Raw genomic sequence first — 20,735 nt, 5'->3', positions numbered from 1 at the left:
ATTTTTCATCATTGAATGCTTACAATTATCTATGAATCCACTTGTTTATATTATAGATGACGACTTGGTATCTCAATTCGCTACGCAATATAGAATGAAACAGGCTATAGAAAGCTGTGCTTTTATAAGTTTTGATTCTGCGAAAGATGGATTGAGAACATTTACCGATCAGCTCACCGATGGTAAACAACTTCCAGATATTCTGTTTTTGGATCTAGAGATGCCAAATATGGACGGATGGGATTTTCTAAGAGAATTTAACAATATCTATAGTCCAAATATTCCAACGGACATCTATGTACTTTCATCCTTTAGTAATAAAGAGCTTAGGAAAAAGGTATCGGAGCACCCTTTGGTAAAGGGGTGTTTCAATAAACCCTTGACGAAACTGGATGTGGAGAAAATATTGGTCAACAAACAGAACTTAAATACCACGTCTGGCTAGTTCCCCTCTTTTCCTAATACCATGCACTAGAGTATATCATTGTACTAACACCAGGTTTGAGTTTAATTTGCAGGCCGGGCACCCTTAAGGATAGCCGGAAATAGATCATTGGTTTTTGGACTTATAACTTTATAAACAAATTAAAAAAGGCGCTCCAATTCCTTATACAAGGGATTGGAAGCGCCTTTTTTTTTAGTGGTTGTGTAGGGACTGCCTAGGAGCAGGATATCCCTACTTATACAAAATTATACCAATCACTGTTTTCTTGGTAGTCGGCAACCTGTACTACGGTATTCTTATTTTGGAAAGAATTCACCAAATTGGCTACGTCTCCTTTTATGACTTCCACGCAATTGGCAACAAGATCTTTACGGAATCCTTTTTCTTCCATTTCAAGCACAAAATTCAAAGAGATAATTCTAGAGAATATTTTACCTAAATCTACAAGCTTTCTTTGTTTTAAGCCTGGAGTAAAAGAGAAATCGATAATATCCTTAAAGTGAGGATGCGAACGATCGGTTAGGTTAAACTCTTTTAAAAATGCATACACATTGTAATCGTTTTTACGCTTCATTATTTTTCCTATTATTTCGGCAATTTGCGTATAAAGCATTTCGTTGGATCCTTCAAAAATCTGAAATGCCCTAGTATCCATAATTCCCCTTCCGGCTATGTTCTCCATCTTAAATCCGGTAGAGCCGTATAACTGCGTAGCTATTTGTGCCGATTCCTGCATAAGGTCGGTTACAAATGCCTTCATAGAATTGGCTTCAACACCCGCATCGGCAAGATCTTTATCAATACCGCTATGGGTACTACTTCTAAAGCACATGGCCGAAGCAATAGTAAAGGCCGATTGTACCTTTGATATTTGGTATTGAACCATGTCCAGTTCAATTAACTTGCTGTTTCCAATGATCCTAGCTTCGCAATGTTGTATACACTCATCTAGCATTCGCTTAATGAAACCAAGGGCCATCCCTGGAAATTGCATCCTACTTCTATGAAGAATATCGAGCATCATTTTCACTCCAGAGGTAGCAGGCTCCAGTTTATATTGCGAAGGAACAAGAATATCTACCTTGTTTTTACCATAAGGAATCATATAGAGCCCTAGATTGTCATAGTATTCCTCTACTATAATCTGCTGATTGGGCTGGGTTACATCACAAATGAAAAAATCGATGTCTCTATTTAGGTTCCCCTTACTATTCTTTTCACGAGAGGCAATAAGCCAATAGTCTGCCATACCCGTTAATCCTTGCCAGTGTTTGGTACCCTTAACCCTATAACTGTCGCCTTCCTTTTCATTATAGGTTTCCATTCCAAGTGCATTGCTACCATAATCTGGTTCGGTGATCATAAGACCCCCCATATTTTGTTTCTTTAGAAACCGATCAAAAATATTGGCTTTTATATCAGCATTGGCATACTTGGCTACCGGCTCCAAAAATAATGCGATGTTTATTCCAAAGGTCAGAGATAAGGAAAGGGATTCGTACGAAGCCGAGGATAAGATGCCCAAGCATTCCTTAACCTTTAGGCCTCTTCCTCCAAATTCTTCAGGAATAGCCACGGATAAAGGAGACTTCCCCATAATTTCCCTTAGGGCTACAGGGGGTATCCCTCGTTCGTTACTAAATTGATCAATATTATATCTTTCGTGAAAAACGCTCTTAAGAACCTTTTCAAATTCCTTTATATACTCTTGGAAATTTTTATGCATACTGTATTGTAATAAATAAATAATTGTTTTTGCAAATCTACTCCTTCTATACCTTATTAACCATACTTTTTTAAGTCCTTACATCAATTTTTATGTCGGAATTATAGGATTGCTATGGGAAGGAAGTCGCTTTATTCTAGAAATGTATGTAAAATGTAACTGCTCAGCCTATTAGTTTAATGAAATTAAAAAAGCTATGTGTGATCTAGTTGCCTGTAGTTGCCATTTAACTGTAGACCTTTTAGAAGTAATCAAAATTAATAAACTCTTTTATAAATATGCAAAATTAGGATAGTCAATTTATATAACTGCTGATATTAATCAGTATTCCCCCAATAAGAAGTTGCCTCCAATTGTTGGGATTTAGACTTTGCGTACCTCCACTAAAATTAAAAATCAGAATACTACTTGATTTGGTGTAGGAATATGTGTTAAAGTATTCATTATAAATAGGGTTGTTGTCCTATTTCTGTTAAGAAATATTTTGTAGGATCCTGTAATTGGGTTGGCTTTGTTTTATGCCAAAATCACACTGGTGTACCTAGGTACCTTAACCAAGGATGTTCTATGTCAGGTAAGTATGTTTCCCAAATTTATTTCAAAGGGACTTTTGATGGATTAAATACTGTAAGGCATAATTAATGATTCGCTAATGATTGTGTTATAAAATTGCTAAAAGTGCGATGTTTATTATTGTTATCAAGCTATAAGGTACTAGCTTTGCCATGAATGTTAAGTTTAGCAAAATAAAATTTTTCAAATTTTTGTTTATCCTAGTAGAAATAAATTTGAAGATTATGCTTTTCAAAAAGCACTCAAAAGATTAGCAAAGCAAAAATATTCCAGAATACTTCAAAGGATTATTTAAGATAAGCTAAGTAGCTTTTTTTATTAGAGTTATGTATTGGGTAGCGGTTAAGCTAACTCATATATAATGGTGGTCATAATAAAAAAGGATACAATTTACAACAGGAGTGGATGCAGCGTTTCCCATCACAGCTTTCCGGTGGGGAATTACAGCGTTTTTGCCTTGCTAGAGCCATTTCACCAGAAACAAAATTTATAATCGCAGATGAGATGACAACTATGCTCGATGCCATTACCCAAACACAAATATGGCAAACTGTTTTGCAGCTGGTAGAGCGCCAGCAACTTGGAATGTTGGTTATTAGTCACGAGCTTCCTTTATTGAAAAAAATCTGTGATCGTATTCTAAACTTTGAGGAATTGGCAGGAACTAACTAAGGGATGCGGACTTATAAAATGTAGCCTTGCTACTACCCATCTTACAGTATATGGCTTATCCTCTTCTTCCCGTCTTTCCCTGTAGGGTGGCTAAGATGTCCATAATTCCGAATACTTTAATTGGTAAAAAAGCATGGTGCCTATCCCTGTATATTTCTTACGCATTAACTAAACTTCAAGGAGAATAGTCCATTTTGGTTTATGGATAAGAACTTGCTATATTGGTCGGCATGAAAATAAATACACTAGCTATCGTTGGTTGTGGGAAACTTGCCCACATTGTTGTAGAAGCAATGAATTCTGGACTATTGCCCCAGTACAAGCTTATAGGATGCTATTCCCGAACATTTGAAAAAGCCGAACGAATTGTGGATATGATTTCCAGTTCACAGTCCAAAAACACCTGTACAGCCTGTAACACGATGGATGAATTACTTGCCCTTAAACCAGACTATATTGTGGAGGCAGCATCTCCTGATGCCTTTCGAGAGTTCGCCATACCTGCATTAACCAAAGGTTCTTCCATTGTAACACTTTCCATTGGTGCCCTAGCCGATACGGATTACTATGAAGCGGTAAAAAAGGCTGCCAGTGAGAATAATACTCGCGTACATTTGGTTTCTGGTGCTATTGGAGGTTTTGATGTAATGAGAACCATTTCTCTCATGGAGAAATGTACGGCATCTTTTGCTACTGAAAAAAGTCCTGATTCCTTAAAAAACACCCCCGTATACGAAGAGTCCCTACAAACCGAAAAGAAAACGGTTATGAAAGGGAACGCTCAGGAGGCCATTGCTCTTTTCCCATCCAAAGTGAATGTGTCGGTTGCAGCCTCCCTTGCCACTGTTGGTCCTGAAAATATGAAAGTATCGGTTACTTCTACACCAGGTTACATTGGTGACAGGCATCGGATAGAGGTTAAAAGTGAGCAAATAGATGCAGTAGTGGATGTCTATAGCAAAACGTCGCAGATTGCTGGGTGGAGCGTGGTGAACACCCTACGCAACATTACTTCGCCAATTGTTTTTTAAAATAGTCATCAATATTCGCTAAAACCTTTTTGCTAAGTCGGTCAAACGCCTGTCTTGTTCTCCCTACGGAAACCTGCATACAATATACATTAGGGTGACTTAAGAACTTCTTGTTTCCCAATGCGCCAAGGGTATCTGCATAGAGACGATTATCACCCTCTAGCCACTGCTGAAAGGGAGTTTCATCCCAAGCTGGAGAAAGACCAGTATTAAAAAGAATTTTACGGTTTCCTAACTGTGTAAATTCTTCTTCGTGTAATAGCACGGTGTTTTTATTAAGACAGGTGATGACTACCTCACACTCTGCAAGCAGGGTTTTTAAAGGCAAATAACGATACCCCTTTGCCTTGGCCTCCGGTTTTTCACCTCGTGAAAAATAGGCTATCTCGGCTCCAAAAAAATGAAGGGCATCTGCCACCATTCCTCCAGAGGCTCCCAAACCTACGATTCCTGCTTTTATTCCGGTTATCTCCCTTGGTACTCCATCCCAAGGTTTTTCGGGCTCTCCGTTGGGTTTTGTGCCAAAACCGTGAAGGCAACGGACAAGCTCACTAATTACGTATTCCACAACTCCTTCATCCCCATAATCGCGAATTCCCGTCACCGTAATTCCGCGTTCAGTAGCATAGGCGATATCTACGTTGGCACTTTCAGGGGAGTACAAGGAACAACACATCCCAATATATCTTACATTTAAACACTTCATTAATGTGGCTTTCCCAAGATGGGAGGTGTAACTTAATAAAACTGCATCCGCATCGCCAATTCGCATTGCCATTTCCATATCGTCTTTAGGGATGTCCCTATAGAGTACTACTTCTTTTGCGTAATTATGAAGGTCCTTTTCTGCTGATGGGATTAAATTTAACGGCTCTATGGCCACAAGTTTATTGAACATGCTACAGCGTATTTCTTTATTAGCGTATGATAACGCATCTTTTATGGAAAAACAAACGAAAGGGTAGGAAAAGTATGGAAGATATTGAGGTGAAAAAGGTTAATGAATCAAAATTTCATCAGGCTACATAGGGTGTCTTTGTAGTCCCATGCATTAGCTATAGGAAAAAATATTGCAACATAAATAGTTCCTAATTATTGTAATACACCCATCACTTTTTAAACTCTTTTCCATGTTTAAATTGATTTGGTAGTAATAATATCGGAATAGAATAATAAATGAGTCCAGCTAAAAAAAGCTATCTCCTAATCCTGAAACAAAAACTTGGCTATCCTGTACAAAAGGAGTTATGGTAATATAAAGGCCAGCTGAAGAAAGAACCTGGCCCCAAACTGGTTTAACCCAATGATGTGGTAACCGAGGGTGGTGAAATAATAGGTGAGTGGCGGTTAATGCTAATGGTATATCCCTAATAATTGGGAAGGTAAGTAGTCACTAGATACCAACATCTCCCTACTGATTTCCGCATATCTGGTCTCACTGGTTTCTTCTAAATCGTAAGAGCCAATTCTAGCTATAAGAAGTATAAATACAATGGCCGGAAATATAAGAAAATACCGAAAAGAGGTTGTTTTAGATTGTATTAATTCCTTTACAATGGTGGAGATCATAACATAGAACCTACTCCTATACTCAAGTTATAATATTATAAGTTGTCATAATCACTTGTAGAATAGACACCTACGGGGATATGAGAGATTGTGCCCTTAGTTAATAGAGGGATAAATAAAAATAATGGGGGATGACAACTATTTTATTAAACTTTATGTTTTTTATAACCCTGTTTTGGCAAGCAGTTTGATATTTTTAAAGCAACTGAAATATAATATAGAAATGAAAAAAACAATTTTAGCATTAGGACTCATGGGCCTTATAACCGTTTCCTGTAAAAATAGCGCTGATAAATACGCTTCCATAAAGAGTGAAACTACTTCCGAAATTCCGGCAGATAAAAATGAAGTTCCAGATATGCACACTTCGCAAATATCCTTGGATTGGGAAGGAACCTATGAGGGGACCCTACCTTGTGCCAGTTGTGAGGGTATACATACCAAGATTACCCTTACTGCCGATGGTAGCTATAAGTCCGAGCTAGAGTACCTAGGGAAAGAAGATGGGAAGTTTACCGATAATGGAAAATTCACCTGGAATGAGGACGGGAATACCATAACACTTCTAGAAGTCAACGGAGAAACAAAACATTACAAAGTAGTAGAGAATGCCATCATTATGTTAGATAAGGATGGGAAGGTCAATACCGGGGATCTGGCATCCCATTATGTACTATCCAAACAATAGGCTGCTTGGGCATAGCAAGTAGTTGTATTGCGGTACTAGTGAACCCGCTTGGAGGAAGGTAGAATAACCGTTAATTTTGAGCGTATACCTTTTCTAGTGGGTATTTCACTACCATAAACTTAAATAGCTGAGCAACCAATTTAAAATTGGATATAATGAATTTAACCAATAAATTTTCTGGCCTCTACACCGATCTCTATCAACTCTCCATGGCCGAAGGCTACTTTTTGTCGGGAAGGGCGGGAGATACGGTTAATTTCGATTATTTCTTTAGGAAAAATCCCTTTGGAGGGGGATATACCATCTTTTCGGGACTACAAGATCTATTAGAGCTAATACAAGATTTTAAGTTCAGTTCAGAGGCTATTGATTTTCTACACCAAAGAGGCTTCCAAAGTAGCTTTTTGGAGTATTTAAAAGACTTTCAGTTCAAAGGAACCCTATATGCTCCTAAGGAAGGGGAAGTTATTTTTCCCAATGAGCCGGTAATCACTGTGGAAGGCACAATCATAGAGGCCCAATTGTTAGAAACACTGTTGCTGAACACCATTAATTATCAGTCACTGATCGCAACAAAGGCCAACCGGCTTCGCCTTTCAGCTGGGGATAAGGCATTAATGGAATTTGGAATGCGCCGTGCCCAGGGGTGGGCCGCAATTCACGGTAGTAGAGCAGCGGTAGTAGGTGGCGTAGATGCTACCTCTAACGTACTTAGTGCTCATTTATACGGACTGGAGGCTTCCGGGACACAAGCACATTCCTGGGTGCAAAGTTTTGAAGATGAGCTAACGGCCTTTAGGGTATATGCAGAGACCAGACCCAAAAACTGTGTATTGTTGGTTGATACGTATCACACGCTAAAAAGTGGCGTTCCCAATGCTATTATTGTTGCCAAAGAAATGGCTGAAAAAGGAGAGCAACTAGCAGCCATTAGATTAGATAGCGGAGACTTGGCCTACTTATCCAAAAAAGCTAGGCAGCTATTGGATGATGCCGGATTGAAAGAGGTGAAAATTATTGCGTCTAACCAGTTGGACGAATATATCATTAAAAGCCTCATAGATCAGGGAGCTAAATTGGACGGTTTTGGGGTGGGTACCAGTCTTATTACCGGTCAAAAAGATGGAGCTTTAGACGGAGTCTATAAGCTTAGTCAGGTAAACAAGAGACCCACTATAAAACTGTCTGAAGATGTATATAAGTTGACACTTCCAGGAAAGAAAAAGATTGCGAGGTATTACACCGATGAAGATAAATTGTATGCAGATGCTATTGTATTGGCAGAAGAAAAGGTATCGGATATACACACTATTTATCACCCCCAATATCCTGATAAGCAATCTGTAATTGCCGGATTAAAGAGTGAGGTTTTGACTTCAAAAGTAGTTGAAAATGGAAATGTATTGATTCCAGAACTACAGGTGAGTGAAATCTCCGAGTATAGAAAGCATAGGGTTTCCCAGTTATCGGACGAACATAAAAGATTTGAGTTTCCCCATGTTTACAAGGTAGGTTTGAGTAATTCCTTAATTGAATTGAGAGATTCCTTATTGCTAAATATCAAAAGCAATAAATAGTGACCGTGAAATACATGGAAAAGAAGTTCGTATCCATGCATACCATAGATTTTTGGTATCTTCCTTACCCCTAAATGGCAAAGATGAGAAGCTAACCACTACCTATATAGCAGGTTGTAACGATTTAGCAAATAGGAAGCGTACTTTTTAAAATGGCTTCCTATTTGTAAAATTAAATAGTTTGGATTAAGGATGTTAGGTGTTTAAGATTCCACTGGTAGATAAATATAAAAAGTTGCCCCTACACCCAATTCTCCGGTAGCTGTTATTACGCCGTGGTGATTTTCCACTATTCTCTTAATAATGGCAAGTCCAATTCCAGTACCCGGATACTCTGACTTCCCATGGAGTCGTTGGAAAAGCTCAAAAATCTTTTTGCTGTATTGTTGGTCAAATCCTATTCCGTTATCGGAAACAGATATACGACAGTAGTTTTTGTGGTTTAACAGGGATTTATTTTCAATAGCACTTCCTGCAACCACTTCAGTATCTATGGTTATTCGTAAGGGGACACTAGGCTTGGAGAATTTTAAGGAATTGGTAATCAAATTGTGGAAGAGTTGTTTTATTTGAAAGGGAATAATAAGCAGCTCGTAATTTGATTGGAAGTCTATTACTGCCTCCTTTTTTAACAACTCTTCGGCGAGATCTTCCTCTACTTGTGCAACAATATTTCTGAGGGATGTTTTTTTCAACTCCCCTTCCTGATTATGCGTTCTAGAGTAGGCAAGCAAATCTTCAATAAGTGTTTGCATGCGTTCTGCTGAAAGTCGCATACGGGCAAAAAGATCTTTACCATAATTAGAAAGTACATGTCCTTCCTTTTCAGCAATTCGCGATGTAAAGGTCTGAATTTTTCTTAGTGGTTCCTGAAGATCATGGCTAGCGATATATGCAAAGGATTGAAGCTCTTTATTCAGCTCCTGAAGTTCATTGTTTTTTTGTTCTAGCTCAATCTTTTTTTCTTTTAAGGCATCATCGGCCTCCTTCTTTGCGGTTAAGTCGCGCGTAACCTTAGAAAACCCTATTACCTCATTGTTTTGTCCATGCACTGCGGTGATCACCACACTTGCCCAAAACAAGGTCTTATCCTTCCTTACGCGCCACCCTTCCTGTACCGCCCGATCATTTTTAATGGCTCTTTTCAATAGTTTTTGTGGAAGGCCGTTTTTCCGGTCCTCTTCGGTATAAAAATTTGAAAAGCTTTTACCAATAATCTCATCAGCCTTATACCCTTTAATTTTTTCTGCTCCTGTGTTCCAATTCTCTACAATCCCATGTCTATTGAGATATAGGATGGCATAGTCCTGTACTTCCTCTACCATTAAATGATAGCGTTGTTCGCCTTTTTTTAGGGACTCGTTTAATTGGAGTAGCTCCGAAGTTCGTTCCCTTACCTGTTTCTCCAGTTCGTAGGTAAACATTTTTTGGTCTTGAATATCCGTGCTGATTCCAACCCACATTAGTATTTCCCCGCTTTGGTTTCTTTGAGGTTTTGCCCTAGTTAGTTGCCAGCGGTATACACCGTCATGCCGTTTAAAACGATGCTCAAACAAAAAATCTTGCCCCGTTTCAATAGCCTTTTCCCAGAGTCTTATATTCTCTTCCCGGTCATCTGGATGTACCACTTGCAACCAGCCTCTGTTCTCTAGTTGCTCCGGACCTAGTCCAGAATAGTTGTAAACAGACCGGTTAAAGTAGTTTATATTCCCTTCTGGGTCTGTTAGCCAAATAAACTCGGGCATAGCGTCTGCGAGTATTTTGAATTTTCGTTCGCTTTCCTCAAGTCGTTGTTGGGCCTTATCGTGCTTGGTGGTTTCTGTAAATGTAAGTAGAACGCCTGCCACCTCGCCCTCATCATTGAACACAGCGCTACAACAGAAGGTTTTATAGATGCCTTTCTTGCCAGGCTTTTGATTAAAAGATAATTGTTGATTGTACGTAGTGATGGGTTTAGCTGTGTCTAATACCTTATTTATCTTTGGTTCTAAAAAGTCCCAAATTTCTGGCCAAGCCTCACTTCCCTTTTTTCCGATAACGGGCTGTTTTTCATTTCCTTCCAAGTGAAGCCGAAACGCATCGTTATAAAAGCAAATTTGTTCTCCTCCCCAAAAACAACACATGGGTAAGGAAGCGTGTAAAATTAAACTAAGTGTTGTGCGTAAGCTTGTGGGCCACTCAGTGATAGGTCCCAAGGAAGTTTCCTCCCATGCCATTGCGCTTATATGTGCTCCCATATCGCCTCCAGCACTGAGGAAGGGGATTCCGTTTGCTTTATGGGGTTTATTCATAGCGTTTTAATTTTCTGGTTTAATAAGAAAAGTGTCTTTTTTTGGTGGCAACCCATTGTTTGAGTCAAGTAATGTTACCACCTTATTAATCACAGTTTTGAGGTTGGTGAAGCTGGCAGGTTTTCGAATAAAGAAATCTGCGCCTTCCGCAAACAATTTATTAATAACCGTAGGATTGTTGGAGGTAGTGAAAATTACCACTGGTAAATGTCTTAATTTGTCGCAGTGCTTTATTTCGGAAAGGCATTCAAAACCTGTTTTCCGAGGCATGTTTAAGTCCAGAAAAAGCACCTTTGGAAAGTCGGTTTCCAAACCCTTAAGATAATTCATTAATTCCACCCCATTGCTCAAGGTTTTAAGACAGACAGGGAGGGAAAGTTCCTCCAAGGCATCTTTAAAAAACATGCAGTCGTCCTCATCATCATCGGCAAGTAAAATTAGAGGGTGGCTAGCTGTCATTCTGAACTATGGTTTTTTAGAGTTTTAAAGGTAAGTAAATAATGAACGTTTTCCTTATTTTTTTATGGGTCGGTGATAAAAGTATTCGGCGTTGGGAGGACTTCAGTTTATCTTAATCATTTCCGAGAGCTACTAATTTGGACTTCTGTTGATGGGAACTTAAGCAATTAATACTTATGAAGGTAGCCCAGTAAATGTGATTGTTGTTCCCCCAATTTAGGGGTTACCCAGGATAGAACATATAATAAGGATAGGTTCCGGTAAGGTCTCCCTGAAAAACATTTTAAGGGGAATTGAAGGAATAGCACTCGTAGAATTCTAACGGAAAAAGGGGAGCTATAGGGCATGGTTGCATACGCTTACCATATTGTGAATATCTATTCTGGCTTTTTCCTTATATCACTTTTATAACATATATATTTGGCAACCTAAAAATAATATTATGAGTGTAACTTGGTACGAATGCAAAGTTAAATACAGAAAAACACACGAAACTGGAGAACAAAAGGTAACCACAGAGACCTACCTCCTGGATGCTATCTCCTATACAGAAGCAGAAACAAGAATAAATGAGGAAATGGCCACTTTAACTAGTGAGGAGTTTCTAATTACCAATATTAAGGTCGCTAATTTCTCGGAAGTCCATCCCTATGAAAATTCAGATCGTTGGTTTAAATCCAAGGTTTCCCTAATTGCTTTTGATGAAGAAAGTGGCAAGGAACGAAAGACCAATTTATACATGCTGGTACAGGCTAATGACGTAAAAGAAGCCTACGATAATACCATTACCGCAATGAGAGGAACTACGGGCGACTATTCCATTCCTGCGATTACAGAGTCTCCAATTTTAGATGTGTTTCCCTATTTTACAGGCGAAGAAGAGCAGCTAGAAAAATTTAAGGTTATAGAAAAGTCCGAACAAGAAGAGGAAGAAGCACAGATAGAAGAAGAAACTGTTTAGGAATACCAATAAAAATATACTTCCTATTGCCCAGACCTACACATCGGGGCAATAGGATTTTCTACCTTAAAAAGCAGTAAGTAAAAGCCGTTTCTAGGCTTTAAAATTAGTACTAAGTGTAATGGAACAGAATGCTCACCTAGTCAGGATTACCAAAACAATGGCGTATCGCTAAGTTGTTTCCCTGTTACTGCCTCTTAGTCAATTGCCGGTACTGCTAAAAGAATCCTTGTTGAGCCTCTTCTACTCATTACAAACGCCCTTAACTTATTCGGGAAATTTATCGTTTGCTTTCCGGAGACAACCTTCCTCAGGATTTTCTTATTATACTGGGTTCAATACCAAAGCATTCCTGTCCTCCAGTAATAAGAACCTATACCAAATAGGAGTCTAACCTATGGTGACTATTTAGAAGGTTTCATGGAAAACCAAAAGATTGGCAGATTCGCAAGAAATTATGTAGCTTCCTCTGGGACCATTTCAAGGTCATTAGGATAACAGAAGTAATAATTAGAAACGATTATAAATGAATAACACAGATTCAACCCTATCGGAAATCGATTTAAAACATCTGGCTCAGTGCTTGGCCCTGGCCGAAGAAGCAGTAAAAGCGGGGGATAAACCCTTTGGGTCGCTCTTAGTAAATAAAAATAACGAGGTAATTGCCTCAGCCCGTAATAGGGTGAACGAATTAAACAATTTGGCGCATCCCGAGATTGAACTGGCCCACTGGGCGGCAGATAATTTATCTCCCGAAGATCGCAAACAGACTTGGATGTATACCAGTGGGGAGCATTGCCCCATGTGTGCTGCAGCACACGGTTGGGTTGGTCTGGGCGGTGTTGTTTACTTAAGCTCCGCAAAACAACTTAAAGAATGGCTTTCGGAAATAGATGCACCTGCCGCTCCCATTCATTTTCACCCCATTCAAGATATTGTACCCAATATTCAGGTGAAAGGCCCGGCAAGTGGTAAGTTGTTAGAAAGAATTAAGGCATTACATAGGGAGTATTATGAAGCAGCAAGCGCGAAAAAATAATTGGCAATAAATATTAAATGGTATTGAAAGGAGCTTCCTTAAAACCACCGTCCAGGAATATGGGGTAATTTCCCCTTTTTGTTACCATAGGGTAGGGGGTTAGTAATAAGCTGGCTTATTCCGTTTTATTTTTTTTTGTAACCAAGGATTATTGGACTTGGAAGCTCCACGCTATAAACCTACTTTTTTTATTGCCTTGATCCATATTAATAACCCTAACAGTGATAGGGGCGGTTTTATTGACAGCTCTTTTTATGTCTTTTAAGTTTTCTTTTTGGGAGACCAAGGAGGTAAACCATTGTATCTGGTCCTTGTAAAGGATACTTTCGGCGGCCATTTTCTTGATAAATGCGGTTTCCCCGCCCTTGTACCACAATTCATTGGAGAGGCCTCCAAAGTTTTGAGAATCCGCTTCCCTTAGACCAAGATTATTGACTTTTCGTTGGTTACGCCGTATAGCTTCTGTCTTATTCTTAAAAAATGGGGGATTGCAGACCACCACATCAAAATAATCTTCGGGAAGTACCAGATTCTCCAATATCTTATTTTTAAAGGGTTGGTGGCGTAGTTCTATATTTTCTAATACTGTGTTTTTCGCAATAATGGCTTGGGCGTTTTTTAGGGAGTCTAGGTTTACCTCGCTTCCGGTACATTCCCAGTTAAAATGGCGACAGCCTAAAATTGGATAAATAAGATTGGCACCGGTACCTATATCCAACAAACGGAGTTGCTTTTTGGGAATTAGGTCGGAAATATACAGTAGGTAATCCAAGCGCCCTGGGATAGGGGGGCATAGGTTGTTTTGGGGAATATCCCAATAGGAAAGGCCATAATAGGTTTTTAATAGGCCCGTGTTTAATGCCTTCACCGCTTCTTTATCACCAAATTTTATGGTCTTGTTTCCATAGTCGTTTATAAAAACAAATTGTTTTAAAGGGGGATGTTTGTCCACCAATCTATCAAAATCGTAATCTGATATGAACGGATTTTTTGGATGCATAGATAAAATTACTTCTTATTAACTCTGTTATAGGAATCCATAATCTCCAAAACCTTACCTATTGGAAGAGATTCTATTTGTCTCCCCTTTATCCCGCTTATACCCTCTGCTGCAAATAAGGAGTTGATGATAGCCTCCTCTGTTGCTTCTATGGTGGCCATAAACAGTGGAGTAATGGCATCATTCCTAAGGACCTTAGGCTGGTTAAAAGGGGTATCACTGGTATAAGGGATTAGATTTTCTTTGGCTGTGGATACTGCTATTATGTAATCGCCACTCCCATTGGAGGCAATTCCTCCGGTTTTTGCTAATCCTAACATGGCCCTTTTCGCCAGTCGCTCCAAATTCCTGGAATCTAAGGGAGCATCGGTAAATATAACAATCATGCAGGAGCCATCAGTATCGTAATTATAGTGTTTTGGTACGGTATTCAGTTCCTTGGCAATGGGGACACCATTAACTTCTAGCACACCACCAAAATTGGACTGTACCAAAACTCCAACGGTGTAACCTCCAAGGGAGCTAGGTATCACCCTGGAGGAAGTTCCAATACCTCCCTTAAATCCAAAGCAGATAGTCCCGGTTCCTGCACCTACATTTCCCTCCTCCACGGGGCCAGATTTTGCATTTTCTATGGCGCTTAAAACATGATGCTGTTTAATATGCCTTCCTCGAATATCATTTAACCAACCATCATTAGTTTCCCCAACAATGGAGTTTACAGAATGCACCTCTTTATTGCGGTCCAAGGTGTAGGATATAAGCGCATCAGAGGCAACAGGAACACTTAGGGTGTTGGTTAAAATTATGGGGGTTTCTATATTTCCTAGTTCCTTAACCTGACTATAGCCAGCCAATTTACCAAAGCCGTTTCCTATATAGATGGCGGCCGGCACCTTAGATTGAAAAATGTTACCGGAATGGGGGAGTAGGGCAGTTACCCCAGTTCTAACGCTATCGCCTACAATAAGGGTGGTATGGCCAACACTAACGCCCTCAACATCGGTAATAGCATTGTATTTCCCCGTTTTTAAAACGCCAATCTCTATACCGTAATCCCTTGTCCTTTTTTGTTGGGAGTAAGTATGAATGGATGTTAGGAATAAGACCAAAGCAACAATTCCAACAGGTTTCATAAGCAATAGATTTAGTATGGGTTTTAGCTTCCAAGTGACAGGCTACCATAAAAGCCGTCGCTTGTAGATAACCTCAATTATACGATAAATATGATTCTTATGTAAGGTGCAGGGCGTTTTTAGAGTGAAAATAGTAGAAAACTGATGTGGTACCAATTATGTAATCACTAGAAATGGGCGCCACTTAATAGGATATGGGGTGCCAACCCGTAGAAGCGTGTTGATAGCATTATAGAGCGAGCGCCTAAAAGAAGCTTTAGACAACCTTCTTACCCCAAAGAAAGTTCTGGCTTCTTACGGGGTTCATACCCCTGCTATTAACGGGAGGGTAAATTTTTAATAACCTAAGCAAGTAGTTAACTAACCCCAAAACATAGTTGGAAAATATAGCTTAATTTAGTATACTTCCCGATGCCAAAATTTACCAATCTTGAAAATATAATTTTATGCAATCTATTTTCTTCAGTCGATCTGAAGCAATTTATCTATTCAATCAATTCTTTTCTAAACTTTTTGCTGATAGGCAGTGTGTTACGGGCTATCATCCCTCCAAAACCCGATATCAACACAAGACATAAAATTAAACTTACGCTTTTTCAGAACCCTTCTTTAAAACAAAGGAAAGGACATAATCTATTTTATTAATTCAATAAAAAAATATGCCAATAAAAGTTTCTAGAAAAGAAAAATCCTCTAAGTTTTTAGGATTAGTCGTCAATAAAACGGTCTTCCTCGGGGCTACATTAGTGTTAATAGGAAGTATTATTTTTACTCTTGTCTTTCAACAGGAAGCCGATTATTACTTTGGAATAGCCCAAAGCTACGTGTCGGCCCACGGGGGGTGGATTTACACCCTAACAGCAAACCTGTTTATTATATTTGGCTTGTATATGGCCTTGGGCAAATTCGGGAAAATTCGGTTAGGGGGTAAAAATTCCAAACCAGAATTTAGTATCTGGGCCTGGTTCGCCATGTTGTTCAGTGCGGGTATAGGGAACGGATTAGTGTTGTTCAGTATTGCCGATCCGGTGCGCGATTTTTTGAATCCGCCACGTTTGGCGGGGGAAGAGCCAGCATTGATAGCGCAAGAAGCCATTAACTTTTCTTTTTTGCATCATGGAATACACGGTTGGGCCATATACTCCGTAGTGGGACTTTCCCTTGCATATTTCACCTTTAATAGAAAAATGCCGCTAACCCTGCGTTCCGTTTTTTATCCCCTCTTGGGGAATAGGATTTATGGGTGGATGGGAGACGTCATAGATATTATGGCGGTGATCACTACCTTGTTTGGACTGGCTACTACCATAGGTTTTGGAGTAGGGCAAATTAACTCTGGATTAACCCATGTATTTGGGATACCGAGTTCCTTGTTCTATCAGATAATTATAATTGTAGCAGTAACCCTTGCGGCCACCCTTTCTGCATTTAGTGGCGTTAATAAAGGAGTGCAAATGCTGAGTAAACTCAATGTTAGAGTAGCTTCGGCAATTTTTATCATAGTGCTACTATTGGGACCAACAACTTTTATTCTTAAATCCTATATTCAGAATATAGGTAGCTACCTTACCAATTTTGTAGATATGGCTACCTGGACGGAAGCATTAAGAGGTACCGATTGGCAAAAAACTAGAACGATAATGTACTGGGGATGGTGGATTTCCTGGTCCCCATTTGTAGGTACCTTTATTGCTCGGATTTCTAGGGGAAGAACTATTAGGGAGTTTATTCTTTGTGTCTTAATCCTTCCCGCTCTAGTTACATTTCTTTGGTTTAGTGCCTTTGGAGGAATTACTATGCGCGATATTCTTCTAGGGGATACAGCGATGATAGCCGCGGTAAACGACAATATATCCACTGCCTTGTATGTGTTTTTCGATAAATTTCCTCTAGCTATGGTACTCAAAGTACTTGGGGTAGTTTTAATCAGTAGCTTTATTATTACCTCTGCGGACTCCGGTGCCTTGGTGGTAGATAGTATTACTTCTGGTGGAAAACTTAAGACCCCTCCATTCCAACGAGTTATTTGGGCAGTTGCCACAGGAGTAATTGCCGGAGTGCTAATGTATGGAGGTGGATTAAATGCACTGCAGACCGCGGTCACCATTTCTGGGCTCCCCTTTGCTATTTTACTCGGAATGATGTGCTTCTCGCTCCATTCCGGAATGAAGGAAGATTATGAACAGAACGAACGGGAACAGAAGCTACTGGAAAGAGAAACCTATAGAAAAAATATCCTTCAATTGGTAGATAAGGAACGTGAGGCTAGGAGCCAGAATACAAAAAATGAACCTACATTAACCGATAATAAGCAGTAAATGACAAAGAATATAAATCTAGATAACGAATTAAATATTATGGTAGCACTGGATCTAACGCGGATGGATCCAATTCTACTTCAGTATGTAAGTTATTTAACTACCGTATGGAAAGTAAACCATTTATATTTTACCCATAATATAAAGCAGTCCAAACTTTATAACCTTTACGAAGATTTTCTAAAAGACGATATCACGGTCGAAGATATCGTAGAGCGCGAATTGGAGCGCTCTGTAAAAGAAAATTACAAAGGAAACGCAGCCCATACCGTTGTAATTACTTCCGATAATTATACGGAAAGTATTTTAGGGCATATGGCCAAGGAGTACGATATAGACCTAGTGGTACTGGGGAATAAGGACGAGTTTCAAGGTACCGGGGCATTGCCACAAAAATTGGTTCGTATGCTAAATACTCATTTATTGTTGGTGCCAGAGGATGCTAGACATAGATTCCAAAAGGTTTTGGTGCCCATTGATTTTAGTTCTAATTCGGCCAAAGCCTTTTCTGCCGCAAGAAGTTTGGTTCATAGTGATAAAGGGGAGATACAAGCCCTTCACGTGTACAATATTCCGTCTTTTTACTTCCCCTATATTGATACTAGAAAGGCCCACGATAAAACGCATTCTCATTTACATGCCCGATTTAATCAGTACAAGAAAAAATACCGACTTTCGGACGATGTAGAATTTAAGAATATAGATAGGGAAGATCTCTCGGTAGTGGAGGTCATAGAACGAGAGGCAGAGAAAGGGGAATTCGATATTATTCTGATGACTGCTAGGGGAGGGAATAATATTACTTCCCTCTTTATCGGAAGTATTACCAATGACCTATTGTTGGTGAATAGGACGATGCCCTTGTTGGTGGTTAAATAAATTTAGAAAGAAATAGTGTGATTAAAGGCTTTGCCAAGATGGTAAAGCCTTTTTTTATGGCTGGCTACCAGAGTAGTAGCGAAATGTTTTTCTATTGGCGTACTCTATTCGTGGGGGGGATGGCATTAAGCCCACATACTCCCTTCGTATAAATTAAGATTCGGTTTTTTGTTGAACTATTATAGGAGGAGCAATGCTATATACCTCTTTTACAATCTGATATAAATCTGGAATAACATTTCTTGCCAATTTAGAATTACTATTCAGGAGTACGCAAATGCCAAGATCGTCTTGTGGATACACCGCAATCTCATTCCGGTAATTGTTAACGCTTCCACCGTGATGCCAAACTGTTTTTTCGGTCATATTTTCCTCCTCGGTAAAGGTGTGGATCCGCCATCCAAAACCATAATAGGATTTTAAATGTCCTGGCCAACGATGGTAATACTTTCTGCTACCTCCAACCTCTACAAAAGGGGTGAAAGTTTCCTGAAGTGCAGTATAGTCCATTAATTCTGGGTGGTGTCCCAATAAAAAACGCATCCATTTTCCCATATCCAAGGCACTGGCATTAATTCCCCCAGCTGAAACTGCATTGTAGTAATTTTTATTAAGACTTAACGTTCTCCATCCGTTTCTGGTTCTAGAATGTGGTTTGGCCACATTTTCCCTATGCGCTAAGGTTTCGTAATCCATAGAGATATTATCCATCCCCAGGGGCTTAAAAAATCTATTGGTTAAACAGCTGGCTAATTCTTGACCAGTGGCCTGTAATACCATCTCCTCACATAAGGCAAACATGGCATTTTGGTAACTATACATTCTACCAGGTTTGCTAATGGGAGCCACGTCCTTAAATCGTTCTGCTATGGTGGTTAGTGGAAGTCCGGCCTCAATAAGATTGGTGTAACTATGATAGGGAGTACCAGAAGTATGAGACAATATATTGGCAAGTGTAATACTATCGGTATTGTTCTTATCCCCTAAACGGAAAGCAGGGATAAAATCACTTACCCTGTCCTCCCAATCCAATTTGCCCTCACTCTTTAGGTTAGCGGCCAAAACACCAGCAAAACCTTTGGATAGGGATCCTAGTCTAAATACAGTTTCACCGTTTACCTTATCCTTTTGGTTGAATTCCCGTTTACCAAATCCATCCGAAATTACAATGGAGTCCCCTTTTACAATACTCACTCCTGCGCCTACAATATCTCCCGCTGCAATCGCCTTTTCAAAATAAGCCTTTAATGCAATCTGCAAGTCGCGCTGATGCATTCTATACATCTTTAGCTCGTAGGGGTCTACTTCCTCTTTAATTTCGGCTAGGGCCGATTCACCAGTGCCCTGGTCGCTCTTGTGTGACCTTAGGGAGAAACCAATGGAAACAAGGATAAAAATTGAAAGTATTAAAAAAGAGCCAAGGATTACTATTTTGCTGCGCAGCATGTAAAAAATGATGTAAATTGATGAATTAATGTGGCTAAATATAGGATGAATTACGTAGATAACGGATAAAATGCACTATTTCTTATCCTAAAACCTAAATTTTATAATTTTCATACGTAACCACTGAACGATAATTTCCTTTTTCCTACAATTTGGATATTTTCATCCTTTCAAAGACTCAATTGCTTCAATATTTGTTGGTTAACTTTTTAGTTGTATCCCTTAACGGTGCCCAAGCCAAGGCTAATAGGACCTAATTTATGGATAGTGGGCAACCAGGCACCGCTTTCCGTTAACTGCCAACCTTCCCAGCTGGCTTCCAATCCCCCGATGGGGATAATGTTCACCCACATTTTAAAGCTTTGTGGAATGCCTTCACCGTTCAACAACCATAAATAGGAATCCCCAGGGGTATCCCCTCCAGTAGTGTAAGTAACTAAAAGACCTTGGGTGCCGTCGTCTAGGGTTACCAGACTTCGTTGGGTACCTGGGTCGTACACCTTATAGGGCGCCACCAACCAAAAAGAATCATTATTAAAATATTTACGGGCCTTTTTCAGGATCTTCACCATTTCGGATCCATCTATTGTATTGCCACTTTCCAGCACCTCCCCAAAATTCGTATCTTTTAAATGAAGGTTTACCGTATAGTCTTCCCATCTTACAGTTACCTGATGCTGTTCCTTATCCCACATATAGTGATGACGGTCATTGGCGAAGGACCATTCTAAGAAACGGGTATTTTTGTAGGCCTCATAATTTAGGGCCGTGAGCATTTTATTGGCCAGGGCATCCGCTTCCGTACCAACAATACCATGGGGTCGGGATTCGTGCATAATAGCAAATAGGGTTCCAAGCACCACCAATAATAATAGAACAGTGCCTAAAACCCATTTTCCAATTTTCTTTATCATTTTTAAATCTC

The 20,735-nt window shown here is 39.5% G+C and carries 18 protein-coding genes; 9 read left to right on the top strand and 9 right to left on the bottom strand.

The window, feature by feature from the left end:
* Nucleotides 1–31 precede the first annotated feature (31 nt).
* Nucleotides 32–445: a response regulator gene (locus BV214_RS07675; RefSeq protein WP_086476920.1), complete on the top strand. Its 414-nt coding sequence runs from the start codon at nucleotides 32–34 to the stop codon at nucleotides 443–445.
* Nucleotides 446–680: 235 nt separating this feature from the next.
* Here BV214_RS07675 and BV214_RS07670 read toward each other — a convergent pair whose 3' ends face one another.
* Nucleotides 681–2,171 (bottom strand): acyl-CoA dehydrogenase family protein, encoded by a 1,491-nt coding sequence (locus BV214_RS07670; RefSeq protein ID WP_086476919.1) that lies wholly within the window; start codon nucleotides 2,169–2,171, stop codon nucleotides 681–683.
* Between the two features lie 978 nt (nucleotides 2,172–3,149).
* On the opposite strand from BV214_RS07670, the gene BV214_RS07665 reads away from it, so the two are divergent.
* Both BV214_RS07665 and BV214_RS07660 read left to right on the top strand, forming a co-directional pair.
* The gene (locus BV214_RS07665) at nucleotides 3,150–3,416 is read left to right on the top strand and encodes an ATP-binding cassette domain-containing protein (RefSeq protein WP_086476918.1); all 267 of its coding nucleotides are present in this window, start codon (nucleotides 3,150–3,152) and stop codon (nucleotides 3,414–3,416) included.
* Nucleotides 3,417–3,646: 230 nt separating this feature from the next.
* Entirely contained in the window at nucleotides 3,647–4,447 is an 801-nt protein-coding gene (locus BV214_RS07660; protein WP_223883347.1) for an aspartate dehydrogenase domain-containing protein, read from the top strand.
* Here BV214_RS07660 and BV214_RS07655 read toward each other — a convergent pair.
* Nucleotides 4,425–5,345, bottom strand: coding sequence for an NAD(P)-dependent oxidoreductase (locus tag BV214_RS07655; RefSeq protein WP_086476917.1), 921 nt, complete (start codon nucleotides 5,343–5,345; stop codon nucleotides 4,425–4,427). The two genes, BV214_RS07660 and BV214_RS07655, sit on opposite strands and share 23 nt — an antisense overlap.
* A gap of 455 nt (nucleotides 5,346–5,800) precedes the next feature.
* The gene (locus tag BV214_RS07650) at nucleotides 5,801–6,016 is read right to left on the bottom strand and encodes a hypothetical protein (RefSeq protein WP_086476916.1); all 216 of its coding nucleotides are present in this window, start codon (nucleotides 6,014–6,016) and stop codon (nucleotides 5,801–5,803) included.
* Between the two features lie 223 nt (nucleotides 6,017–6,239).
* Between BV214_RS07650 and BV214_RS07645 the strand changes: the two genes are divergently transcribed.
* The gene (locus BV214_RS07645) at nucleotides 6,240–6,704 is read left to right on the top strand and encodes a copper resistance protein NlpE (RefSeq protein WP_176328478.1); all 465 of its coding nucleotides are present in this window, start codon (nucleotides 6,240–6,242) and stop codon (nucleotides 6,702–6,704) included.
* A gap of 155 nt (nucleotides 6,705–6,859) precedes the next feature.
* On the top strand, nucleotides 6,860–8,281 hold the full coding sequence (locus BV214_RS07640) for a nicotinate phosphoribosyltransferase (protein WP_086476914.1): 1,422 nt from the start codon (nucleotides 6,860–6,862) through the stop codon (nucleotides 8,279–8,281).
* A gap of 203 nt (nucleotides 8,282–8,484) precedes the next feature.
* Here the strand turns inward: BV214_RS07640 and BV214_RS07635 are convergent, their stop codons facing one another.
* Entirely contained in the window at nucleotides 8,485–10,572 is a 2,088-nt protein-coding gene (locus BV214_RS07635) for a PAS domain-containing sensor histidine kinase (RefSeq protein WP_086476913.1), read from the bottom strand.
* Nucleotides 10,573–10,578: 6 nt separating this feature from the next.
* The gene (locus tag BV214_RS07630) at nucleotides 10,579–11,031 is read right to left on the bottom strand and encodes a response regulator (protein WP_086476912.1); all 453 of its coding nucleotides are present in this window, start codon (nucleotides 11,029–11,031) and stop codon (nucleotides 10,579–10,581) included.
* A gap of 442 nt (nucleotides 11,032–11,473) precedes the next feature.
* On the opposite strand from BV214_RS07630, the gene BV214_RS07625 reads away from it, so the two are divergent.
* Both BV214_RS07625 and BV214_RS07620 read left to right on the top strand, forming a co-directional pair.
* The gene (locus tag BV214_RS07625) at nucleotides 11,474–11,992 is read left to right on the top strand and encodes a DUF4494 domain-containing protein (RefSeq protein ID WP_086476911.1); all 519 of its coding nucleotides are present in this window, start codon (nucleotides 11,474–11,476) and stop codon (nucleotides 11,990–11,992) included.
* 526 nt (nucleotides 11,993–12,518) lie between these two features.
* Nucleotides 12,519–13,031: a nucleoside deaminase gene (locus tag BV214_RS07620; protein WP_086476910.1), complete on the top strand. Its 513-nt coding sequence runs from the start codon at nucleotides 12,519–12,521 to the stop codon at nucleotides 13,029–13,031.
* 148 nt (nucleotides 13,032–13,179) lie between these two features.
* On the opposite strand, the gene rlmF is transcribed toward BV214_RS07620, so the two are convergent.
* Nucleotides 13,180–14,031 carry a 23S rRNA (adenine(1618)-N(6))-methyltransferase RlmF gene (rlmF, locus tag BV214_RS07615; protein WP_086476909.1) on the bottom strand — a complete coding sequence of 284 codons (852 nt, stop codon included), beginning with the start codon at nucleotides 14,029–14,031 and terminating at the stop codon, nucleotides 13,180–13,182.
* 8 nt (nucleotides 14,032–14,039) lie between these two features.
* Nucleotides 14,040–15,167, bottom strand: coding sequence for a DmpA family aminopeptidase (locus tag BV214_RS07610; RefSeq protein WP_086476908.1), 1,128 nt, complete (start codon nucleotides 15,165–15,167; stop codon nucleotides 14,040–14,042).
* Between the two features lie 659 nt (nucleotides 15,168–15,826).
* Between BV214_RS07610 and BV214_RS07605 the strand changes: the two genes are divergently transcribed.
* Nucleotides 15,827–17,485: a BCCT family transporter gene (locus BV214_RS07605; RefSeq protein ID WP_086476907.1), complete on the top strand. Its 1,659-nt coding sequence runs from the start codon at nucleotides 15,827–15,829 to the stop codon at nucleotides 17,483–17,485.
* A complete protein-coding gene (locus tag BV214_RS07600) occupies nucleotides 17,486–18,364 on the top strand; it encodes a universal stress protein (protein WP_086476906.1) in 879 nt (292 codons plus the stop codon).
* A gap of 153 nt (nucleotides 18,365–18,517) precedes the next feature.
* Here the strand turns inward: BV214_RS07600 and BV214_RS07595 are convergent, their stop codons facing one another.
* Both BV214_RS07595 and BV214_RS07590 read right to left on the bottom strand, forming a co-directional pair.
* Nucleotides 18,518–19,810 (bottom strand): serine hydrolase domain-containing protein, encoded by a 1,293-nt coding sequence (locus tag BV214_RS07595; protein WP_086476905.1) that lies wholly within the window; start codon nucleotides 19,808–19,810, stop codon nucleotides 18,518–18,520.
* A 209-nt stretch (nucleotides 19,811–20,019) separates the two neighbouring features.
* Nucleotides 20,020–20,724: a hypothetical protein gene (locus tag BV214_RS07590; protein ID WP_086476904.1), complete on the bottom strand. Its 705-nt coding sequence runs from the start codon at nucleotides 20,722–20,724 to the stop codon at nucleotides 20,020–20,022.
* Nucleotides 20,725–20,735: the final 11 nt, after the last annotated feature.

Origin of the sequence: Arenibacter amylolyticus, from assembly GCF_002150785.1 — a bacterium.
Classification (GTDB): domain Bacteria; phylum Bacteroidota; class Bacteroidia; order Flavobacteriales; family Flavobacteriaceae; genus Arenibacter; species Arenibacter amylolyticus.
Note: the sequence above shows the minus strand (reverse complement) of the source record. Positions and strands in the feature narration are given on the sequence as shown.